14 protein-coding genes and 1 tRNA gene are annotated in these 19,967 nt (G+C 33.0%); 8 read left to right on the top strand and 7 right to left on the bottom strand.

The features are described from left to right. Positions 1-63: 63 nt before the first annotated feature. From BM024_RS03165 to BM024_RS03135, 7 genes are all read left to right on the top strand, one after another. A complete protein-coding gene (locus BM024_RS03165; RefSeq protein WP_245753851.1) occupies positions 64-1,020 on the top strand; it encodes a YeiH family protein in 957 nt (318 codons plus the stop codon). Positions 1,021-1,208: 188 nt separating this feature from the next. Continuing rightward, positions 1,209-3,644: a bifunctional UDP-N-acetylmuramoyl-tripeptide:D-alanyl-D-alanine ligase/alanine racemase gene (locus BM024_RS03160; RefSeq protein ID WP_090678000.1), complete on the top strand. Its 2,436-nt coding sequence runs from the start codon at positions 1,209-1,211 to the stop codon at positions 3,642-3,644. A gap of 63 nt (positions 3,645-3,707) precedes the next feature. Beyond that, the gene (gene mscL, locus BM024_RS03155; protein ID WP_090677999.1) at positions 3,708-4,142 is read left to right on the top strand and encodes a large conductance mechanosensitive channel protein MscL; all 435 of its coding nucleotides are present in this window, start codon (positions 3,708-3,710) and stop codon (positions 4,140-4,142) included. 561 nt (positions 4,143-4,703) lie between these two features. Next, positions 4,704-8,060 carry a SusC/RagA family TonB-linked outer membrane protein gene (locus tag BM024_RS03150; protein WP_090677998.1) on the top strand — a complete coding sequence of 1,119 codons (3,357 nt, stop codon included), beginning with the start codon at positions 4,704-4,706 and terminating at the stop codon, positions 8,058-8,060. 12 nt (positions 8,061-8,072) lie between these two features. After that, positions 8,073-9,569: a RagB/SusD family nutrient uptake outer membrane protein gene (locus tag BM024_RS03145; protein WP_090677997.1), complete on the top strand. Its 1,497-nt coding sequence runs from the start codon at positions 8,073-8,075 to the stop codon at positions 9,567-9,569. 7 nt (positions 9,570-9,576) lie between these two features. Beyond that, complete coding sequence (locus BM024_RS03140; RefSeq protein WP_090677996.1) at positions 9,577-10,434, top strand: substrate import-associated zinc metallohydrolase lipoprotein; 858 nt, start codon at positions 9,577-9,579, stop codon at positions 10,432-10,434. A 26-nt stretch (positions 10,435-10,460) separates the two neighbouring features. Next, positions 10,461-11,339, top strand: coding sequence for a DUF4302 domain-containing protein (locus tag BM024_RS03135; protein WP_090677995.1), 879 nt, complete (start codon positions 10,461-10,463; stop codon positions 11,337-11,339). 297 nt (positions 11,340-11,636) lie between these two features. Here BM024_RS03135 and BM024_RS03130 read toward each other — a convergent pair. The 4 genes from BM024_RS03130 to BM024_RS03115 all read right to left on the bottom strand — a co-directional run bounded on the left by BM024_RS03130 (position 11,637) and on the right by BM024_RS03115 (position 14,763). Then, a tRNA-Ser gene (locus BM024_RS03130) sits at positions 11,637-11,721 on the bottom strand. Positions 11,722-11,782: 61 nt separating this feature from the next. Then, entirely contained in the window at positions 11,783-12,817 is a 1,035-nt protein-coding gene (locus BM024_RS03125) for an asparaginase (protein ID WP_090677994.1), read from the bottom strand. After that, on the bottom strand, positions 12,807-13,943 hold the full coding sequence (locus BM024_RS03120) for a 1-acyl-sn-glycerol-3-phosphate acyltransferase (RefSeq protein WP_090677993.1): 1,137 nt from the start codon (positions 13,941-13,943) through the stop codon (positions 12,807-12,809). The genes BM024_RS03125 and BM024_RS03120 overlap by 11 nt, the downstream gene beginning before the upstream one ends. Before the next feature lie 52 nt (positions 13,944-13,995). Beyond that, entirely contained in the window at positions 13,996-14,763 is a 768-nt protein-coding gene (locus BM024_RS03115) for a TatD family hydrolase (RefSeq protein ID WP_090677992.1), read from the bottom strand. A gap of 79 nt (positions 14,764-14,842) precedes the next feature. Here BM024_RS03115 and BM024_RS03110 point away from each other — a divergent pair, with 79 nt between their 5' ends. Further along, entirely contained in the window at positions 14,843-15,280 is a 438-nt protein-coding gene (locus tag BM024_RS03110; protein ID WP_090677991.1) for a retropepsin-like aspartic protease, read from the top strand. Between the two features lie 2 nt (positions 15,281-15,282). On the opposite strand, the gene BM024_RS03105 is transcribed toward BM024_RS03110, so the two are convergent. The 3 genes from BM024_RS03105 to BM024_RS03095 all read right to left on the bottom strand — a co-directional run bounded on the left by BM024_RS03105 (position 15,283) and on the right by BM024_RS03095 (position 19,954). Next, positions 15,283-15,849, bottom strand: coding sequence for a DUF3109 family protein (locus BM024_RS03105; RefSeq protein WP_090678095.1), 567 nt, complete (start codon positions 15,847-15,849; stop codon positions 15,283-15,285). Positions 15,850-15,952: 103 nt separating this feature from the next. Then, on the bottom strand, positions 15,953-16,513 hold the full coding sequence (locus BM024_RS03100; protein WP_090677990.1) for a 2'-5' RNA ligase family protein: 561 nt from the start codon (positions 16,511-16,513) through the stop codon (positions 15,953-15,955). Between the two features lie 30 nt (positions 16,514-16,543). Next, positions 16,544-19,954, bottom strand: coding sequence for a hypothetical protein (locus tag BM024_RS03095; RefSeq protein WP_090677989.1), 3,411 nt, complete (start codon positions 19,952-19,954; stop codon positions 16,544-16,546). Between the last annotated feature and the right edge of the window lie 13 nt (positions 19,955-19,967).

The following is a 19,967-nucleotide window of genomic DNA, read 5'->3' as shown; positions in this document are numbered from 1 at the left end:
TATTTAGTAGTTACAAAGAAATGTAACTTTAGTTACTGTTATAAATTAACAAATTTTATAGATTTGGGAATTAATGAATGTAAAACCTTGAATGTAACGGCTGTGTTGAAAAAAATACTTTTTATTATTTTATTTCTGTTTTGCTTGACTCCTTATGTCGATACTCCTTTAGCATTGGTGATGGGGATTCTGTTGGCTTTAGTTATTGGAAATCCCTTTCAATCTTTAAGTCAGAAAATATCTAAATGGTTGTTAAAGGCAGCGATTGTAGGTTTGGGATTTGGGATGAATTTTTATGCAGTTGTTGAATCAGGTAAAGAAGGCTTTTTGTTCACAGTTTTTTCAATAATTATCACTTTGTTGTTAGGGTGGATATTGGGTAAATGGTTAAAAGTGCCTTATATAACAGCTTTTTTGGTTTCATCTGGAACTGCTATTTGTGGAGGAAGTGCCATAGCGGCAGTAGGACCAGTTTTGAATGCAGATGAAAAACAATTGTCTGTAGCTTTAGGTACTGTATTTATACTAAATGCGGTTGCACTTCTTGTGTTTCCTGTAGTAGGACATGCTTTAAATCTTACACAACATCAATTTGGTGTATGGAGTGCAATTGCTATTCACGATACAAGTTCTGTAGTTGGTGCAGCGCAAAAGTATGGGGAAGAAGCTTTGCAGTTGGCGACTACTATTAAATTAGGACGTGCTTTGTGGATTATCCCTTTGTCTGTTTTTACTGTATTGATTCATAAGGGGGATTCAAAAAAGATTAATATTCCTTATTTCATAGGGTTCTTTGTTCTTGCTATGTTGATAAGTACATTTTTTCCACAAGGGGAGTTGGTGTACTCTTATCTTGTTTTCTTTTCTAAAAGGGCTTTGGTGGTAACTTTGTTTTTAATAGGAACTGGTTTGTCGTTAGAAACTATTCGGTCGGTTGGAGGTAAGGCTTTTTTGATGGGATTGCTTTTGTGGATTGTTGTTAGTCTTGGTGTTCTAGGTGTTGTGTTGTATGCTTTCTAGTTTTTAGTTGCGCTTTGTTATTTCCTTATCGCTTAGGGGTAAAGTTCTATATGTATGATTGATGTAGTTTCTTCTGGTCATACACAGATTATACTCTTCCGTGTTTATAAATATATAAGGAATAGCGTAATCTAATGGTTAAACTGTTTTAACTTTGAATAACCATTTTAAATAGAATTTTTGAATAGATGAATATAGTTGAACTTGCTAGATTATTAGAGGCACAAATTGTTGGAAATATAGACGCTGTTAATTTAGAGACTTACGGAGTTTCTATAGATAGTCGTTCTTTGCAGCATGGTACTAAAACAATCTTTTTTGCATTGACAGGAAATAATCATAATGGACATGATTTTATTCCTATGCTTGTGGAACAGGGGGTTCGTTTATTTGTAGTCCATAAACTTCCTTTATTAAAGTATGAAAACGTTTGTTTCTTAGTTGTTTCAGATTCTTTAAGAGCATTGCAACACTTTGCTTCGTATCGAAGAGATTTGTTTACATATCCATTGATTGGTATTACAGGTAGTAAAGGAAAGACAATTGTTAAAGAGTGGTTGAATTTTCTTTTAGGTTCAGAATATACTATAATAAAGAGTCCGAAGAGTTATAATTCTCAGACGGGAGTAGCCTTGTCTCTTTTTGGTATTCAGAAACAGCATGATTTAGGAATATTTGAAGCCGGAATATCTACTGTTAAGGAGATGGATTTTTTGGAATCTATGTTGCGTCCTACTATTAGTGTATTGACATCGATTGGTGATGATCATCAAGAGGGGTTTAGCGATATAGAACAAAAAATAGATGAAAAGTTGTTGCTATTCAAAAATGTAAATGTAGGTATTGTTCCATATGATGAAATGATTCTATCTAGATTGAAGTTTGTTCCTAGGTTGGTAAGTTGGAGTTTCCAGAACGATTCTGCGACAGTACAATTTAAATATAAGAAAGACGGAATATTGGAGGTGTTGTGTGATGGGATTAGATTTGATGTTAGTGTTCCATTTAATGATGAAGCTTCTTTGCAAAATATGGCTAGTTGTATTTGTACTATGTTGATTTTAAATTATAGTGCAGAGCAAATACAAACTCGTATTCCAAACTTGTATGGGATTGAATTGCGGTTACAAGTAAAAAATGGTCAGAACAACTGTATTGTTATCGACGATAGTTACAATGCCGATTTCCAGTCTTTAAAGATTGCGTTAGATTTTCTAGAAAAACATCATAAGGGAGGTCTTAAAACTGTTATTCTATCAAATGTTTTTCAAAGTGGTTTTGGAGAAGAAGAGCTATATGGTAAAGTGAAGGAGTTACTCGTTGCAAATCAGATTACTAAATTTATTGGGATTGGACCTGCTGTGTCTAAATATAAGGAGATTTTTAAAGGGGATACTTTATATCCGAATTTGGATTCCTTTTTACAAAAGTTTAGTGTTTCCGATTATCACGATGAAACTATCTTGATAAAAGGGGCTCGAAGTTTTAGATTTGATAAGATTGTTAATTTATTAGAAGAAAAAACTCATGAGACTATTTTAGAGGTCGATATGGATTCAATACGACATAATTTGAATTTTTATAGATCCAAACTAAATACGGAAACCAAAGTGATGGTGATGGTGAAGGCGTTTGGATATGGGAATGGGAGCGTTGAGGTTGCAAAATTGTTGTCACATGAAAAAGTTGATTATTTAGGTGTTGCATTTGCGGATGAAGGAATTGCTTTGCGAAAAGCGGGTATTAAAATCCCCATCATTGTTATGAATCCCGAAATCAGTGCGTTTCCTGCTATGTTGGCTTACGAATTAGAGCCAGAAATATTTTCTTTTAAAGTATTAAATGCTTTTCTGAAATTAGCTAGAGAACATAATGAGCATTTGTATCCTATACATTTAAAGATAGATACAGGGATGCATCGACTCGGTTTTTTTAATTCTGAATTACTAAAAGTGGTTGAAATATTAAAGCATACGAATGTTTTAGAGGTTAAAAGTGTTTTTTCTCATTTATCTTCTAGTGATATGCCTGAATATAGGGATTTTACACTGAGTCAGATTAAAATCTTTAAAGAAGCTTGTGAAGTAGTCAAGCAAGGGTTGAATACAAATCCCATTCGACATATTTTGAATACTTCTGGAATTTTTAATTATACAGAACATCAGATGGATATGGTCCGAGTTGGAATTGGACTTTATGGGGTTGGTAATGATGAGGTAGAAAACAATCAGTTATTGAATGTTGGTACATTAAAAACAATTATTTTACAAATAAGAGAACTAGACGAGGGAGAAAGTGTTGGATATGGAAGGCGTTTTAGAACGGTTAAGAGAACAAGAATTGCTACTATTCCTATTGGGTATGCCGATGGTATTCATCGCTCGTGGGGAAATGGAATAGGGGAGGTTTATATAAATGGAGAGTTTGCTTCTATAGTTGGTTCTATATGTATGGATATGTTAATGGTAGATGTTACTGATGTTGTGTGTGAGGAAGGAGATTTAGTAGAGATTTTTGGTAAACACGTAAGTGTAAGTGCTATTGCTGCTGGGACTGGGACAATACCATATGAAATTATGACTAGTATATCACAACGTGTAAAAAGAGTTTTCTTCGAATCTTAATTTCGTAGGATAATATTTATAAAAATATTAATTTAGCTTAAAATAATTAAAAAAGAGAAAGATATGAGTTTTATTAAGGAGTTTAAAGAGTTTGCTGTTAAAGGCAATGTAATGGACCTAGCCATTGGGGTAATCATTGGTGGTGCATTTGGTAAAATTATCGATAGCGTTGTAAATGATTTGGTGATGCCTTTGGTTTCAGCTATCATTGGTACACATGACTTTTCGAATATGTATTTAGTTTTGAAAGGAAATGTAGTTCCAGACTTATCATTAGCGGATGCTAGAGCTGTTGAAGGGGCTATTATTTTTGCTTATGGTAATTTCATTACTGTTTTAATTAGTTTCTTATTGTTGGCATTGGTTGTGTTTTTTATGGTTAAAGGAATTAATAAATTAAAACGCAAGCAAGAAGTGGTTGAAGCGCCTGCTGCACCTGTTGGTCCAACTCAAGAGCAACTTCTTTCTGAGATTAGAGATCTGTTGAAAAATAAATAATATTTAAAATATTGTTTATTGTAAAAGTATATTATGTAGGAAGAGAAGCCGTTGTAGTATGTTCGATTGCTAATTAGTATGACAGTTAGGTTTCTTGAAAATTCAAATCATTTTGATTTTACGATTAATAAATAGCCACCTTATTATTTTAAGGTGGTTTTTTTATGGATAAATGCCACATTTGATAAATACTTGTTTTATTTGGTGGTTTTTTGTTTTAGTGTAGATAGATGTTAATGAAGTTTTTTATTTGTTGAGAATGTTCAAAAAATAATAATATTTTTTTACAGTATGAGCGAAAAACATGAGCGAATAACATGATAAAACAGAAGATTTAAATAGTTAATAAAGAGGTCGTGATTCTTGTTTATTGAGGTGTATTTTTATGTTTATTTATGACTCTGTATTTTAAGGTTTTTTTTGGTTACTCTTGTTTTATTGTATTGATTATTATCTAGTTATGTAATATTAAGTGAAATGTTCCAAAAAAAAGATAACATAAAATTAGCATATATCGAATTTTTGTTATTTGTTTGTTAAACAATTTAAAAATAATAAAACATGAGGAAAATTGTACTCAATTTCTTCTTAGTAATGTTCGCTCTTTGTATGGTACACGGGGCTTACGCGCAAGGAAGAAAGGTGACGGGTAAAGTAGTTTCTGCAGGAGATAATTTAGGTCTTCCAGGAGCAAGCGTGCTTATTAAAGGTACCCAAGAAGGAGTTACTGCCGATTTCGACGGTAATTATTCTATTACAGTTAGCGATGCTAACGCTACCTTGATTTTCGAGTTTATGGGGTATAAAACTCAAGAAGTGAAAGCTCAAGGAAAAACAGTTATTAATGTTTCTTTAGCAGAAGAAACAGAGATGATTGATGAAATTATTGTTAGTACTGGTATTGACAAGATGTCTAAGAGAATCTTTACAGGTGCAGTTAGTAGAATTACTGCTGAGGAGATGAAGGTAGATGGAGTTGTGAATGTTGACAGGATGATAGAAGGTAAAGCAGCAGGAGTTACTGTGCAAAACGTGTCTGGTACTTTTGGTTCTGCGCCTAAAATCACAGTTCGTGGTTCTTCTTCTATTTTGGGAGATACTAAACCTTTATGGGTTATTGATGGTGTTGTTCAGGAAGATATCGTAAACGTTTCTTTCCAAGATTTAGCTTCAGGTAACTCTGAGACTTTGTTGAGCTCAGCTATTGCTGGATTAAATAGTAATGATGTTTTGAGCCTTGAGATTTTGAAGGATGCTTCTGCAACCTCTATTTATGGTTCAAGAGCAATGAATGGAGTTGTTGTAATTACGACCAAGTCTGGACGAAGAGAGTCTCCTTTGAGTATTTCATATTCAATGGAGAATGCAATGCGTACAGTTCCTAGTTATGGACAGTATGATATTATGAATTCTCAGGAATCTATGTCGGTTTTGCAAGAAATGAGTTCTAAAGGACTTTTAGAATATACTAATGTCGCGCAAAGTAGATATGGTGGGGTCTATAATATCCTAGCGCGTGCGGTTGGTAAAGTGAATCCTGATGGAACCTTTCAAGTAGTTAATAATAAGATAGGTAAAAACGAGTTTCTTCAACAATACGAGAAGGCTAATACAGATTGGTTTAAAGTTTTATTTCGTCCTTCTATTACACAAAGTCATACTTTAGGTTTTTCTGGAGGGGGTAAGAATAATGCATATTTTGCCTCTTTAGGTTATTATGCGGATCCAGGTTGGACTTTGGCTGATAGAGTTCATCGCTTGACTTTAAATATGAAGAATACGTTCTTTGTTACTGATAAATTCAACTTGTCATTAGGAGCTAATTTATCTATTAGAGATCAAAAAGCACCAGGAAGTTATAATAGTAAGACTGATGTAGTTAATGGAGGTACTTCTAGAGATTTTGATATTAATCCGTTTAGTTATTCTATGAATACTTCTAGAACGTTACGTCCTTATGACAGTAATGGGAATTTAGAATATAATAGAATGAACTGGGCACCATTTAATATTTTAAATGAGCTAGATAATAATGTAATGGACTTGAGCGTTAAGGATATAAAGATACAATTGGATGCAGAATATAAGATTTTGCCTGAGTTAACTTATAATTTAAATTCATCTATTCGTTACGCAGATTCACGTAGAGATCATAATATTTATGAGGGTTCTAATGTTGTTGGAGCATATAATGCGAATGAGTCTACAGTTGTAAATGGACAAAATATTTTCTTATATCAAGATCCGAATGATCCTGATGGAATTAAAATACCAGTATTACCTAATGGTGGAATTCGTTATAGACATGATAATAATTTATTGTCTTATAATGTTAGAAATTCATTGAGCTATAAGCAAGTATTTGGAGATAAACATGAGGTTGATGGGTTTTTAGGAACTGAGATGCGCCATGTAGATAGAACATATGATTACTTAGCAGCTTTTGGATTACAATATGATAGAGGATTTATACCTTATACTGATCCAAGATTATTAGAGAAAATCATTGCTGATGGAGATTCTTACTTTCAATTTTCAGAGGAAAGAGAACGCACAGTAGGATTTTTTGGAAAAGGTACTTATGCATATGATAGTAGATATATCGTGTCTTTGACTGGACGTTATGATGGTTCTAATAGACAAGGTAGAAGTACTTCTTCGAGATGGTTACCTACTTGGACTGCTTCTGCAAAATGGAATGTTTCAGAAGAAAAGTTCATGTTAGATAGTAAGGTTGTAAGTAATTTAAGTTTAAGAGGTTCTTATGGTTTAACTGCTAATGCAGGACCTGCTACAAACTCTTATGCAATTTATAAAAGTTTTATTACGGACAGACAATTTATTGGAGAAAGAGAGCCAGGTATTTCTATTGAAGATTTAGAAAATTCTGATTTGACTTGGGAAAAACAACATGAGGCTAATATTGGTTTAGATTTAGGTTTGTTTTCAAATAGAGTTCAGTTAGTAGTAGATGCTTATCAAAGAAAAGCTTTTGACTTGATTGATGTGGTTACTACATCTGGTATTGGAGGACAAAGAAGCAAGCTTGGAAATAATGCGGATATGACTACTAAAGGAATCGAATTCGGTATTACAACGCGTAATATAGTTTCAGAAGATTTTAAATGGTCAACAACTATTAATGCTTCTTATTATGATCAACGTATTGATAAATTGCAAAATGTATCAAGAGTTATTGATCTAGTTACTGAAACTGGTGGAAATGTTGTTGGAAGACCAAGAAATTCAATTTATTCTTATCAATTTACTGGATTAAATGATGACGGTATGCCTACATTTATTCAAGCGGATGGTGTTACAGATAATGTATCAGGAGCTAACTTCCAAGATCGAAATAATATTACAGATTATTTAAAATATGAAGGGTCTGTAGAACCTAATAAATCTTTGGGTTTATCTAATACATTTAACTACAAAAATTGGTCATTAAATGTATTTATTGTTGCTTCTGGTGGTAATAAAATTCGTATGGCACCAACTTTTAAAAGTGGATACTCAGATTTAGATGTATTTACTAGAGACTTTGAAAATAGATGGATTAATCCTGGAGATGAGTTGACAACTGATATTCCAGTTATTGCTGATGGTGCTTTGTCAAGATATTATGGAAGTAGTGGACTTGCAAAAGCTTATAATTCTTATAATTATTCTGATGCTCGTATTGCTGACGGTGGTTTTGTGAGATTAAAAGACGTTTCTTTAGGATATGAATTTCCTGATTTGGTTAAGAAACAATTAAAACTATCAAATTTGACATTAAGAGCTACTGCTTCTAATCCATGGTTGATCTATGCTGATAAGAAATTGAATGGACAAGATCCGGAGTTTTTTAGAAGTGGTGGTGTGGCTATGCCAGTTACAACACAATACACTTTAACGTTAAATGTTGGATTTTAATAAACGAGTATTATGAAAAAAATTAATATATATATATCTTGTTTGATTCTTGCAGCAGGGTTCTCTTCGTGTGATGAGTTTCTTTCTGAAGTTCCTGATAATAGGACGCAAGTAGATAGCAAAGAAAAAGTTGGTGAACTTTTAGTAACTGCTTATTCACAAACTAGTGCAACTCCTTTTTTAGAATTGATGTCTGATAATGTCTTTGATTCTGAAAATTTAACCTTGACCAAGGATAATCAGTTAGATCAGTATAGTTGGAAATTGGAAGAAGGTATTACTCAAGATACTCCAACTGGATTTTGGGATTCATCATATGCTGCAATCGCTGCAGCTAATGAAGCCTTAGATGCAATGGAAAAAATGGGAGTGTCTGATGATCCAGAATATTCAGGGTTACGTGCAGAAGCCTTAATTGCTCGTGCTTTTGCTCATTTTGAATTGGTTCAAATATGGGGGAAAGCATATGATCCTGCAACTGCAGAAAGTGATTTAGGGGTTCCTTATGTTGATTCTCCAGAACGAGAATTGATTAAATTATATGAACGAGAAAGTGTTGCTGATGTTTATGCTAAGATTGAAGCAGATTTAGAAGAAGGTTTGAAATCCGTTAGTGATAATTATAGGCAGCCTAAATTCCATTTTAATAAACATGCGGCTTATGCATTTGCTACTAAATTTTATTTAGCAAAAGCAAATTGGGCGAAAGTATTGGAGTATTCAGATTATTTAGCTGCTAATCCTAAAGCATTTATTAGAGATTATAAAGCATTCAAGTTGGTTGGAACAAATGAGAAATTTCAGTATTATAGTAGACCTGAGCATGTTACAAATTTGTTAGTTAACACTCAAATATCCTCATATTGGAGATATGGATATGTTGGTGGTTCAAGATTTTTCTTAACCGGTAAGGATGAGGCATCTATAATGGGTAGAGCACTTAATCCTTTTAAGAAAGAATGGTTATATGAAGGAGCTTCTTACAATAGTAATGTTACAGTTGTTTATCCAAAATTAGGAGAGTATTTTAGACTTGATGATCCATCTGCTGGTACAGGTATGCCTTTTGTTAATTATGTGTTGTTTAGTAATGATGAGGTTTATTTGAATAGATTAGAAGCTTTGGTGATGGAAGGGCGTATTGAAGAAGCTATTAAGGGGTTAGAATTTTTCTTAGGAACTCGTACAAATGGTTATAATGAATTGACTGACAAGTTAACTTATGCAAAATTAGTCGAATTGACGCCATATGTGAGTGATGAGTTAACTCCGTTTTATAGCATGACCATTGAGCAAACTGTCGTTTTGAAATCAATTCTTGAAGCAAAAAGAAGGGAATTTATACAGGAAGGAAAGCGCTGGTTTGATATTAAGCGTTTTGATATTAAAGTAATTCACAAATTTGCAGGTGGAACAGAAATTGTATTAGAAAAAGGAGACTTGAAACGTCAATTACCTTTGCCTTTGCACGTAGTTTCTGCGGGGCTTATAGATAATCCAAGAAATTAATAAGATTATGAAGAGTACATTAAAAATATTTAGTTTAGCTTGCCTTTTGGGTACTTTGGGATTTGCATCTTGTAGTAAAGAGGACAGTTTAGGAGAAACTCGTATAGATTTAACACCTGAGCGTAAAACAGAATTAGATAATTGGATTGACAAGAATTATTTGGAAACTTATAATATGCAAGTATTTTATCGATGGGATCAATATAAAGTAGATATGAATAGATATTTAACTCCTCCAAGAGTTGATAGAGTTCAGCCTACTCTTGAAGTTGTAAAAGCTATTTGGTTAGATAGTTATGAGAAAATAGCGGGAGAGATGTTTGTAAAAGAAACTGCTGCTAAAGAATTGGTTTTGGTTGGTAGTGTGAATTCTAACACTAATGGTACCGTTACGTTAGGGGTAGCTGAGCAAGGAGTTAGAATCTCTTTATTTGAGTTAAATAAGTTAGATACAAAGAATAGAAGTCAAGTGGAGCAGTTTATTCATACAATTCAACATGAGTATGTTCATATCTTAAACATGAAATGGCCATTTGACGAAGGAGCTTTTCTTAAGATCACACCTGGGAGTTATCGCGCCGATTGGCAAAATGCAAGTAACGCTGAAGCAAATTCCTTGGGATTCATTTCTGCTTATTCTAGAAGTGCTCCAGGGGAGGATTTCGCAGAAATGGTAGCAACAATGTTACAAGATGTTGAGAAGTACAATGCTATGGTAGATGCAATTCCGAGTGAATTTGGGCGTTCAAAAATACGTGAGAAAGAAGCTTATGCAGTAAGTTATTATAAAAATTCTATGGGAATTGATTTATATGAGCTATGTAAAATTGCTAAATCTCAAACAGATATGGTTGTAAATAAATAAGCTTTATTGTTCTTAATTTAAAAAAGATGAAAAAAAGATTAATAAAAAGTTTCATAGCATTAGGTTTAGTGCTTTCGCTTGGGGCTTGTCAAGGTGATAATTTTGAAAATAAGTTTGAAGAAAATTCTACTGAACGACTTGAAAAGCGAAAACTAGAATTAAGTAATGAACTGACATCTGCTGTTGATGGATGGAAAATGACATACTTCACAGATGATTCTCAATTAGGAGGATTTACATATTTGTTTAAGTTTGTCGATGGATATAATGTGACGATGATTTCTGATTTTGATCCTTATTTGGGATATGATTGGAGTGGTAATCCTTTAGTTCCTGATACATCAGAATATAGTATAGCATTAGGTAGTACTGTTAGTTTGTTGTTTTCTCAAGGTACGTATATACATCTATTAGGTGATTCAGAAGTGCTTCCTAATGTAAAAAACCCTAACGGTACATTTAAGTTTGCAGGAAAAGGTTATAAAGGTGATTTTCAATATTTATATTATGGATTTGATTCCGAAGGAATCAATTTTAAATCAAATAGAGATAAAATCGATATCAAATTTGAACGTGCTACGGCTGAGGATTGGAGTGATTTAAGATTAAACAGGGTCATGATGGATGTCGTGGCTTCAAAAAAGACTTTGTTTACTATTGAGAATGGTGAAACAATGACTTATAATTTTAAATATACTAAGACTACTCGTTATGCTACAGTTTTATCTGCTGATAGAACAATGTCTGTGAATGAAAATGGAGGTATTGGAGTTGGTTTTACGCCTACTTCTATTAAAGTAAGTCCAGCTATAGAATTTGAAGATGGTTCTTCAGTTTCTGAACTTGTTTTAGATGGTAATCGTTTTGTTGGTGAGGCTAATGGAAATACAGTCATTATTCAATAACAAAATTTAGATTTCTATAAATTAAGAACCGTCTCTTTAATTAGAGACGGTTTTTTGTTTTAATATTACTTTCTAACTAGGAATACTGTATTTGTAGTTTGTATTGATTTAAATAACTATAGGTTTCTTTCGCTTTGTTGAGTTCATTTTAGATTTGGAAATATTTTATAAAATAAGCTCTCCTTTATAGGGATTAAGGAATTATTGCTGTTGTTACACCTTTTTAAGTAAGTGGAGTATTTGAGTGAGGTTTATAAAGCAAAAAAACCGATAGTGAAAACTATCGGTTTTTCTTTGCAGAGAGGAAGGGATTCGAACCCTCGATACATTACCATATACACACTTTCCAGGCGTGCGCCTTCGACCACTCGGCCACCTCTCTAAATTTCTATGACGGCAAATATAGAATATATATTTGTTTTTAATCTGTTTTTAGGGGAATATTATATGTCTAATTCTCCACATATAGGATTTTCAAATGCTTGTTTGAACTCCTCATTATTCATGTTACCTCTACCTAAAAGATGCATTAACTTAGTTATGGCTCCTTCGGTTGTTATATCTTTTCCAGATATAACTCCTAGTTGCTTCATCTCTGTGCTTGTCTCGTATTTGCCCATATCTACACTTCCACTAGAACATTGTGTTACGTTAATAACTTTCAATCCATTTGTGATTGCGTTTTTTAAAGTAGTTAAGAACCAGTTTTCTGTTGGTGCATTTCCTGCTCCATATGTTTCTAATATGATTCCTTCTAATCCTGATATGTTTAAAATGGATTCAAATACGTTTTGTTTCATTCCTGGATAAATTTTCAGAATGAGCACAGTGGCAAACATATTCGTATATACTTGAAGTGGTTTATCAGTATCTCCTTTTAATAAGGATTCTTCTTTTATTTTAAGGTTTACTCCTGATTCTACTAGATATGAGATATTAGGTGATGTAAATGCATTGAACAATTCAGCACTAACCTTGGAGGTTCTGTTTCCTCGGTATAGCTTGTATTCAAAGTATAGACAAACCTCTTGTATGAGGGGTCTATTGCCTTTCTGAAGTGATGCTATTTGAATTGCAGTTATTAGATTTTCTTTTGCATCCGTTCGTAAATCTCCTATTGGTAATTGAGAGCCAGTTAATATTACTGGTTTACATAGGTTTTGCAACATAAAACTCAACGCCGATGCTGAGTAAGACATAGTGTCTGAGCCATGGAGAATTACAAAACCATCAAATTTATTGTAATGTTTTTGGATTACTTCTGTCATTGTTACCCAGTGTTCGGGTTTCATGTCTGAAGAATCTATAGGTTCTTCAAATGAATACGTGTCTATGGTACATTCTAATAGATGTAATTCTGGTATTCGTTCTAGTAATTGGTCAAAATTAAATGCTTTTAATGCGCCTGTTGTAAAGTCTTTTACCATACCGATAGTTCCACCGGTGTAAATCAGTAGTATGGCTGGTTTATAGCTCATTATTAAGTTTTAATTTGTTGATTACTGGGTTTGCATACATAGCTAAGAATCCGTCAAAAACAATGTCGTTGTCTTTGTCTACTCTCAATTCTAAACGTCTTAAGAATAGTTGTTTTTCTTTCTCTGTATATTTATTGCTGAAGAGATTACCACCATGCATCAAATCATAAGCTATATAATTCGTAGGCCATAAGTGATAGTGTTCGTAGATTGACTCATCTATAAGTTGAGCCAATGCTTGTATTTGCTTATTGTTATTACAGTTTCCTCTCTGAATTTCATTCAGTGATTTATCAAGTACATCTCCTACATGAATGTGGATTCTCTTTTTCTGACCTATTACACCACTTAAAAGATTCACGAAGTCTTCGTTTTTTTCCTTGATGTAGATTTCGTCTTTTGCTTTAGCTAATAGTTGTGGGATTTTTAATGCATCTGTTGGATCATACTCATATGAAATTGATACGGGTACGATTTTGATCTTTTTGAAGTAATCCATTAGATTTGCTTCATCCGATGCCATAGCAAGCATTTTTAATACACCTGGATTCGTTGTGTCATTTCCATCTTTTGTTCGACCTTCTCTTTGTGCAATCCATACTGAGCGATTTTGTTCAAATAGTAGATGATTAATGTATTCGGACATTAGTTTTGAGCTTTCTAATAATTCTCTAGGTGCAAGACCTCTTTTTACTAGGAAATTGCGATTTAGTTTTGCTAGGGCTAATAGAAAACTTTTTTGTACTAAATTGTCGCCAATTGCTGAAGCAGTCATTATTAAACCATGGTCTTTAAGAGCTACGTTCAATAAAGAGGTGTCTAATATGATATCGCGATGGTTTGATATGAAAAAGTAGGCAGTGTTTTTGTCTAGTTTTTCAAATCCAGAAGTAGTCAATCCTTCAGAACTCTTTTCGAGTACTTTTTGAATGGAATGGTAAATGAAGTTTTTTTGAAAGTCTTGAATAGAATTCACTTCCTTAAATTCTTCACTCCATTGTTCTTCCGTTTTTTCTGGAAAAGTAAAACCCATCAAGGCTTTGATCATAGGGTGTTTGGAGATGTTTTGTAGCACCTCATTTACCTCGTGATCGTGGTAATGACGAATTGAATCGAACTTTAACATTGTATGGTTTTGTATTATATCTTTTTGCAAATGTATTGCAAGTTTATCATTTTTAAATGCCAAATACTGCTTTTGAATTTGCAGTAGTTATTTCAGCTACTTTTTCTATCGGGTAATCGTAAATTTCCGCAATTTTTTCGGCTACATATACCAAGTGTCCGCTCTCATTTCTTTTGCCTCTAAATGGGACGGGTGCAAGATAAGGAGAATCTGTTTCTAGCACGATGTTTTCAATTGAAATTTTGTTTAGGAACTGGTCTATCTTACCATTTTTAAATGTTACTACTCCTCCTATTCCTAATTTTAGATTGTAGGATGTGGCTTGATGAGCTTGTTCCTCGGTTCCAGTAAAACAATGAAAAATACCTTTTAGCCCTATTCCTTTTTCTTTTTCAAGTACTTCAAATACTTCGTCAAAGGCATCTCTACAGTGTATGTTGATGGGAAGCTGGTGTTTCTTTGCCAATTGTATTTGATATTGAAAGGCTTCTTGTTGAATACCTAAAGTACTTTTGTCCCAATACAAATCTATCCCTATTTCACCTACTGCATAAAAAGAACGACGGTTTAATTCACTTTCTACAAAGGCTAATTCTTCTAGGTAGTTCTCTTTTACGCTAGTTGGATGTAATCCCATCATTAGAAACACGTTTTCTGGATAAGCAGTTTCTAAATCATACATGCTTTGTGTATATCCAGAGTCTATAGCCGGAATAAAAAAACGAGTGACTCCATTTGATATTGCCCTATTTATCGTTTCTTTGCGATCGTCTTCAAAGGCATCGGAATATAAATGTGTATGGGTGTCTGTTAAAATCATTCGTACTTTTAGTTTGTGTTTTTAAACAAATTTGACTGCAAAATTACCTCAAATTAAGATTTTAAACTATTTTTAGCTTATGGAAAACTTACAAGACATATTAAAAAAAGATGGTTATAAGAGAATTGGGTTTAAAGTTTCTAAAACACAGCATCTTTTTATTAAAGTGAAAATAAACGGAATTGTGGGTGATTTTATTTTAGATACTGGAGCTTCAAATAGCTGTGTGGATTTTGGTTCTAAAGATTTTTTTGAATTAGTTGCCACTGATTCACCAACTAAAGCTTCTGGTGCTGGTGCAAATGGTATGTTTACACAAGTAACTTATGATAATAAATTACAATTGGGACGTTGGAAATGTACTGACTTTAATTTTGTTCTTTTAGATTTATCACATGTAAACACAGCTTTAATCGAATATAAAGTAAAAACGGTTCACGGTATCATAGGTGCAGATGTACTTTTACGTGGTGAAGCTATTATTGATTATAAGAATAGTTTTTTGTATATAAAGTAGTGTTATTTCTTAAGGTCTTTTGCAATAGTGTCTAGTTCGTTATACCATGCAGCTCCAAATTTTCTAGTCAAAGCGTCTTTTAAAAATCTGTAAACTGGTACTTCTAGTTCTTTACCTAATTCACAAGCATCACTGCATATATGCCATCTATGGTAATTTACGGCGGAGAAATCTGTAAATTCACGAATTCTAACAGGATATAAATGACAAGATATTGGTTTTTTCCAATCAATTAGACCTTGGTTGTAAGCTTGTTCTATTCCACAAAGAGCAGTGTCTCTATCGAAAATTACATATGCACAATCTGCTCCGTTGATCAAAGGTGTTTCCCAATCTCCATCTTCGCCTTTTATAGAGGTTCCTTGTTTTTCAATGGCCTCTATACCTTCTGGTCTTAGGAATGGTTTTACAATAGGATAAATTTTTTCCATAATTTCTAATTCATCCTCGTCTAATGGAGCTCCTGCATCTCCATCTACGCAACATTGACCTTTACATGCGCTTAGATTACAAACGAATTCTTTTTCTAATAATTCGTCTGATACTATGGTTTTACCTATTTGAAACATTGTTGTTTGATATTTATTTTCTGCAAAAGTACACATTTTTATTTTGCTCGAAAAGTTGGGTTCAATCTTCCTGTTTTGTTATTCTTTAAGAATGTATAATTACTTAAAATAGTTCAAGTTGTTTGTCTCTGTTGTCTCCTAGGTTAAGTAATGGATAGGAATGAATAATGTCGTATTGTTTTTTAATAGGGTTGAATTTTCGAAGTGATATGTTGGTTATTTCCGAGGTTATATGAGGAGTACTAAATAATTTAAGTGCTTTTTCGATTTTTTTTTCGTCGAGCTTTCTTGCTATAGAAAGGTGCGGGTCATTTGATTTTTCCAATAGTTTAATTTGAAATTCCTCTATAAGTTGAAGACTATACTCTTTTAATATCTCCTTGGACTTAGTATCAACTTCTAAATACAATGCTCCATTTGGATAGGTTCCGAATGATTGGAAATGAATTGTTACTGGTTTGAATCGTTCGGAACAACGTGTGATTTGCTTATGAATGCGTGATATTTCATCTACTTGAGCTTTAAATTCAACTATACTTATATGAGCAAGTGAATTCTTACTGTTATACCAACCTATTTCTTCGGCTAGTTCTAGCTTCATTGCTCTGACTAATTCTACTAAGTTTTCGTTTGGTTGAAAAACAATTGAGTATTTATCAATCATAATTTTATTTTCTTTTAATTCAACTATTTTTTAGAAGAATGCCCTTAATTGTACTGTGCCGGTGTGTATGGTATTGGTTTCTTCATTACTTCTTCCTTGATAATTAATGCTCATATCTAGATATTCAGTTAGTTTTTTTTGAAACATTAATCTCCAAGTAAGATTTTTACCTACTTGTAAACCTTCTAACATTTGATATGCTACGGGTGAGTATGAATTTCCTTTGAATATATTTTCATAGAATGCAAGTTCTCCATTTATAGACATTTTCTGTTTTGAATTATACTGAAAAGATATACCTAATTGATGTTGCTTTAATAACTCAGTTTTAGAAATAATATTTTCTTTTTGCTGAAATTCATAGAAGATATCTAAACTTGTGTTTTGGGTGAACAGGTATGATATTTTTGGTTCTATGCTATATATTTCTAGTTCATAGTTTTTAGCATCATAGTTTTCTGAAAGTGTTTCTTGATTTGATATTTTAGAACTAAAGGATAATAGCCATGTTTTTTTTATAAGATGATTATAGAATAATTGTTGAGAAGTTATACTGTTTTCTTGAGAGCCATAGGATAGAAGGTTTTTACTACGGGTATTTAAATATGTATAGGTTAGAGAGTGTTTCTGCTTTCCACGATTGTAAAACAAACTATTTCGAAAGCTTTGATTTAAACCAGCTAAGTTGTCATCGTTTTTATTAAATGGATTAAAATTTGTTTTGTTTCCTGTTTTAAATTCATTTCTATCTACCAAAAAAGAGGTTTGGTTGTGAAAGTGTGAAAGTGCTTTCTTCAGTCCATCACTATTTTGCCATTGTGTTGGATTTAGATTGATAGATTGTGAGAATTTATTTTGATGTGTTTGAACGAAAACTTGATTGGGAAGATATAGTCGAACATAAATTGCCTGATCTGGAAAGGGTGCGACTTCAAATTCTTCAAGTTCTTGTATTCCATTATTGTTGTAGTCATTCCACATATATACGCCTTGATCTGGTTCAACTTTTAAATAGGTGAATTCTTGTTGCGCAATAGTTCCTGAACTTGTTTCGTATGCTGTATTGGTTTGTATGAAACCATTAAAAAATTGATCGTTATAGTTGACTCTTGAATTTAATGTCTGTTCTTGATTGGGTTTTTGAAGTGTGTAGTTTACGGTTCTATGGTTTACATAAAAGCTTAAATCTCTACGCTCATTCTGAATTAACTTTGATTTAAAATAAAAGGTATTGGCTGTTGATACTTTCTTAAATCTCTGGTTGTGGATGCTATCGTTGATTCTGTGAATCCATCCAAATTCTGCGTATACGCTCAAGGAATCACCTCTTCCAATAAAGTTTTTGAATTCTGAGAATCTATGATTGAGTGGGTTGAGTTGTTTTGTATTTTGATTCTTTTCTTCTTGGTTTTCATAGGCAAGAGAACTGCCTATCCAATTTTTACCAAAATGGTATTTTACTTGTAAATTTCCTCTTACAAAGGAAGTTTTATTGTCTAATGATGTTGCTTCTAACAAACTATTTTCAGTATGACCTAACCATCTATTTGTTCTAATGGAACCAAATAGGCGATGTCTTTTTCCTTTAAAAGTTGTCCCATATTTTAGTGTTTCTATTTGATAGGTAAGAGTACCAAACTCTCTAAAACTAGTTTTTAATCCTGTTGTAAACAAACTTTGACTTCCTTCTGTGTATTGAAGATTCCAATCTCTATCGAATTCAATAGAATATAGGTTTTCCAATGACTTAAATCGTTTGTCAACGAATTGTAGGTTAGCAAAGGCTTCAAGTTTTAAATTAATGTTATTCCAAAGTTGTTGTTTAGCTATTATTTCAGTAGCCCATCCTTGATTATCTTCATCTTCTATTGTAGAAAAGAGGTTCTGATCGCTATTGCTAAAGGCTCCCTCAACCTTTATTTCAGTTTTTTCTGTTGGATGATAACTGGCGTTTAAACTGGCAACAGTATTTCTTATAGGAGCAATGAGTTTTGAAATAGGTGCGTAGTTACCTTGGGGTTGTCCATTTATTGGTGATGTGTATTTATATATTTTTCCGTTTGTTTGACTGTTTTCTATGATATAATCTCCATTGTTATTCCCAACTAAACTAAAGTATACAGTATAGAGCTCGTCATTAGGATTGTTGGAAAATTCAAAATAGAAACTTCCATCATCGTTCATCTTTTTGATGTATAATATTTTGTTTTCTGCATAGCTATCTAAGTAGGCTGATGGGGCAGTCATTTTATTGGGGTCATTTCCAGCATTCTTTAAAACTTCAACTTGTTCTTGGGTTAGACTTTGTTGAAGGGGTTGGTTTTTTAAATCGGATTCGATGAAGAAAGCTCCTCCCACGTTCCACGTTTCTCTTTTATGTTGTATGTTATTGTACGCTACAAATCGAGTGTAATTTCGGTCAGTGAATTGATATTCTACAGCAATTCGCATATCTTCTGTTATTGGAAATTGTGTTGTGAATCGAATCTCTCCAGAGTTGTAATCAATTACATAGTCGTTGTTCTCTCCTCTTTGTAGTGTCACTCCGTTTACGTAAACTGTTTCGGAACCTGATATTATTAGGATGAATAGCTCTCCTTTTGGGCCTTTAAGTTTGTAAGGACCTTGGTTTCCTTCTTGACCTTGAAATGTGCTTTTAGCATATTGTCCTCTTGCTAGTGCTCCTGCAGTTTCAATAGTTGTTTCAGATTCTTCATTTCCAAACGTGAATTTTGTAGCTAGTCCTTGTACTTTTTTATTGAAATTTAAGAATTTTGAACTCCTATTTTCTAAAAATATATCACCTGCTTTTATTGACCAAGTGTCAGAGAATAGCTCTATAAATATTTGATCAAATTCATTTATTTTTTGAGAGTATCCTCCATTTTGTAGCGGGGCATTGCTGTCCTGTAATGAGGCTCTAAGACTAATTTTGTCTGATAATTTTCCGGTTATTTGAAGATCTAAATTGGAATTGGTTACAGCGTTTTGATTGTTTCCCATAGTTAGTCCACGAGAGAGACTTCCAGAGGTTTGTAGTCCTTCAAAAGGAATGAAGTTATAAGTTTTTCGATCTTGATGTTGAAAGACGTATTGTCCTGCTTCATTGGCTACGATTCGATCTGGATCATAGAAACTATAGGTTTTTGTTATGAAGTTAGGGAGTTTTAGATATTTTATTACTAGTGTGTCCTTTTTTAAAGATTGATCCTTTAAGATGACTTGACTATTTTTGAAATCCACTTCATAGGACTCCGAGGGAACTAGTAGTGCATCATTTTTTAATATTTCAAAATAGGAGGGGTTTAACCCTTTTGTTTCTATGTTGAGGGTATCTTGACTCGCAATCCATATCAACGACTTGTATAGAGATTCTTGTTCCTGTGCATAATGGCTAGAAACAGAGAGTAGTAGAAGTATGTATAACCACTTTTTAATCATTACTCATTATAAC

Origin of the sequence: Myroides guanonis, from assembly GCF_900114085.1 — a bacterium.
In the GTDB taxonomy this organism is placed as follows: Bacteria; Bacteroidota; Bacteroidia; order Flavobacteriales; family Flavobacteriaceae; genus Flavobacterium; species Flavobacterium guanonis.
This window is presented reverse-complemented; position numbering and strand designations above follow the sequence as displayed.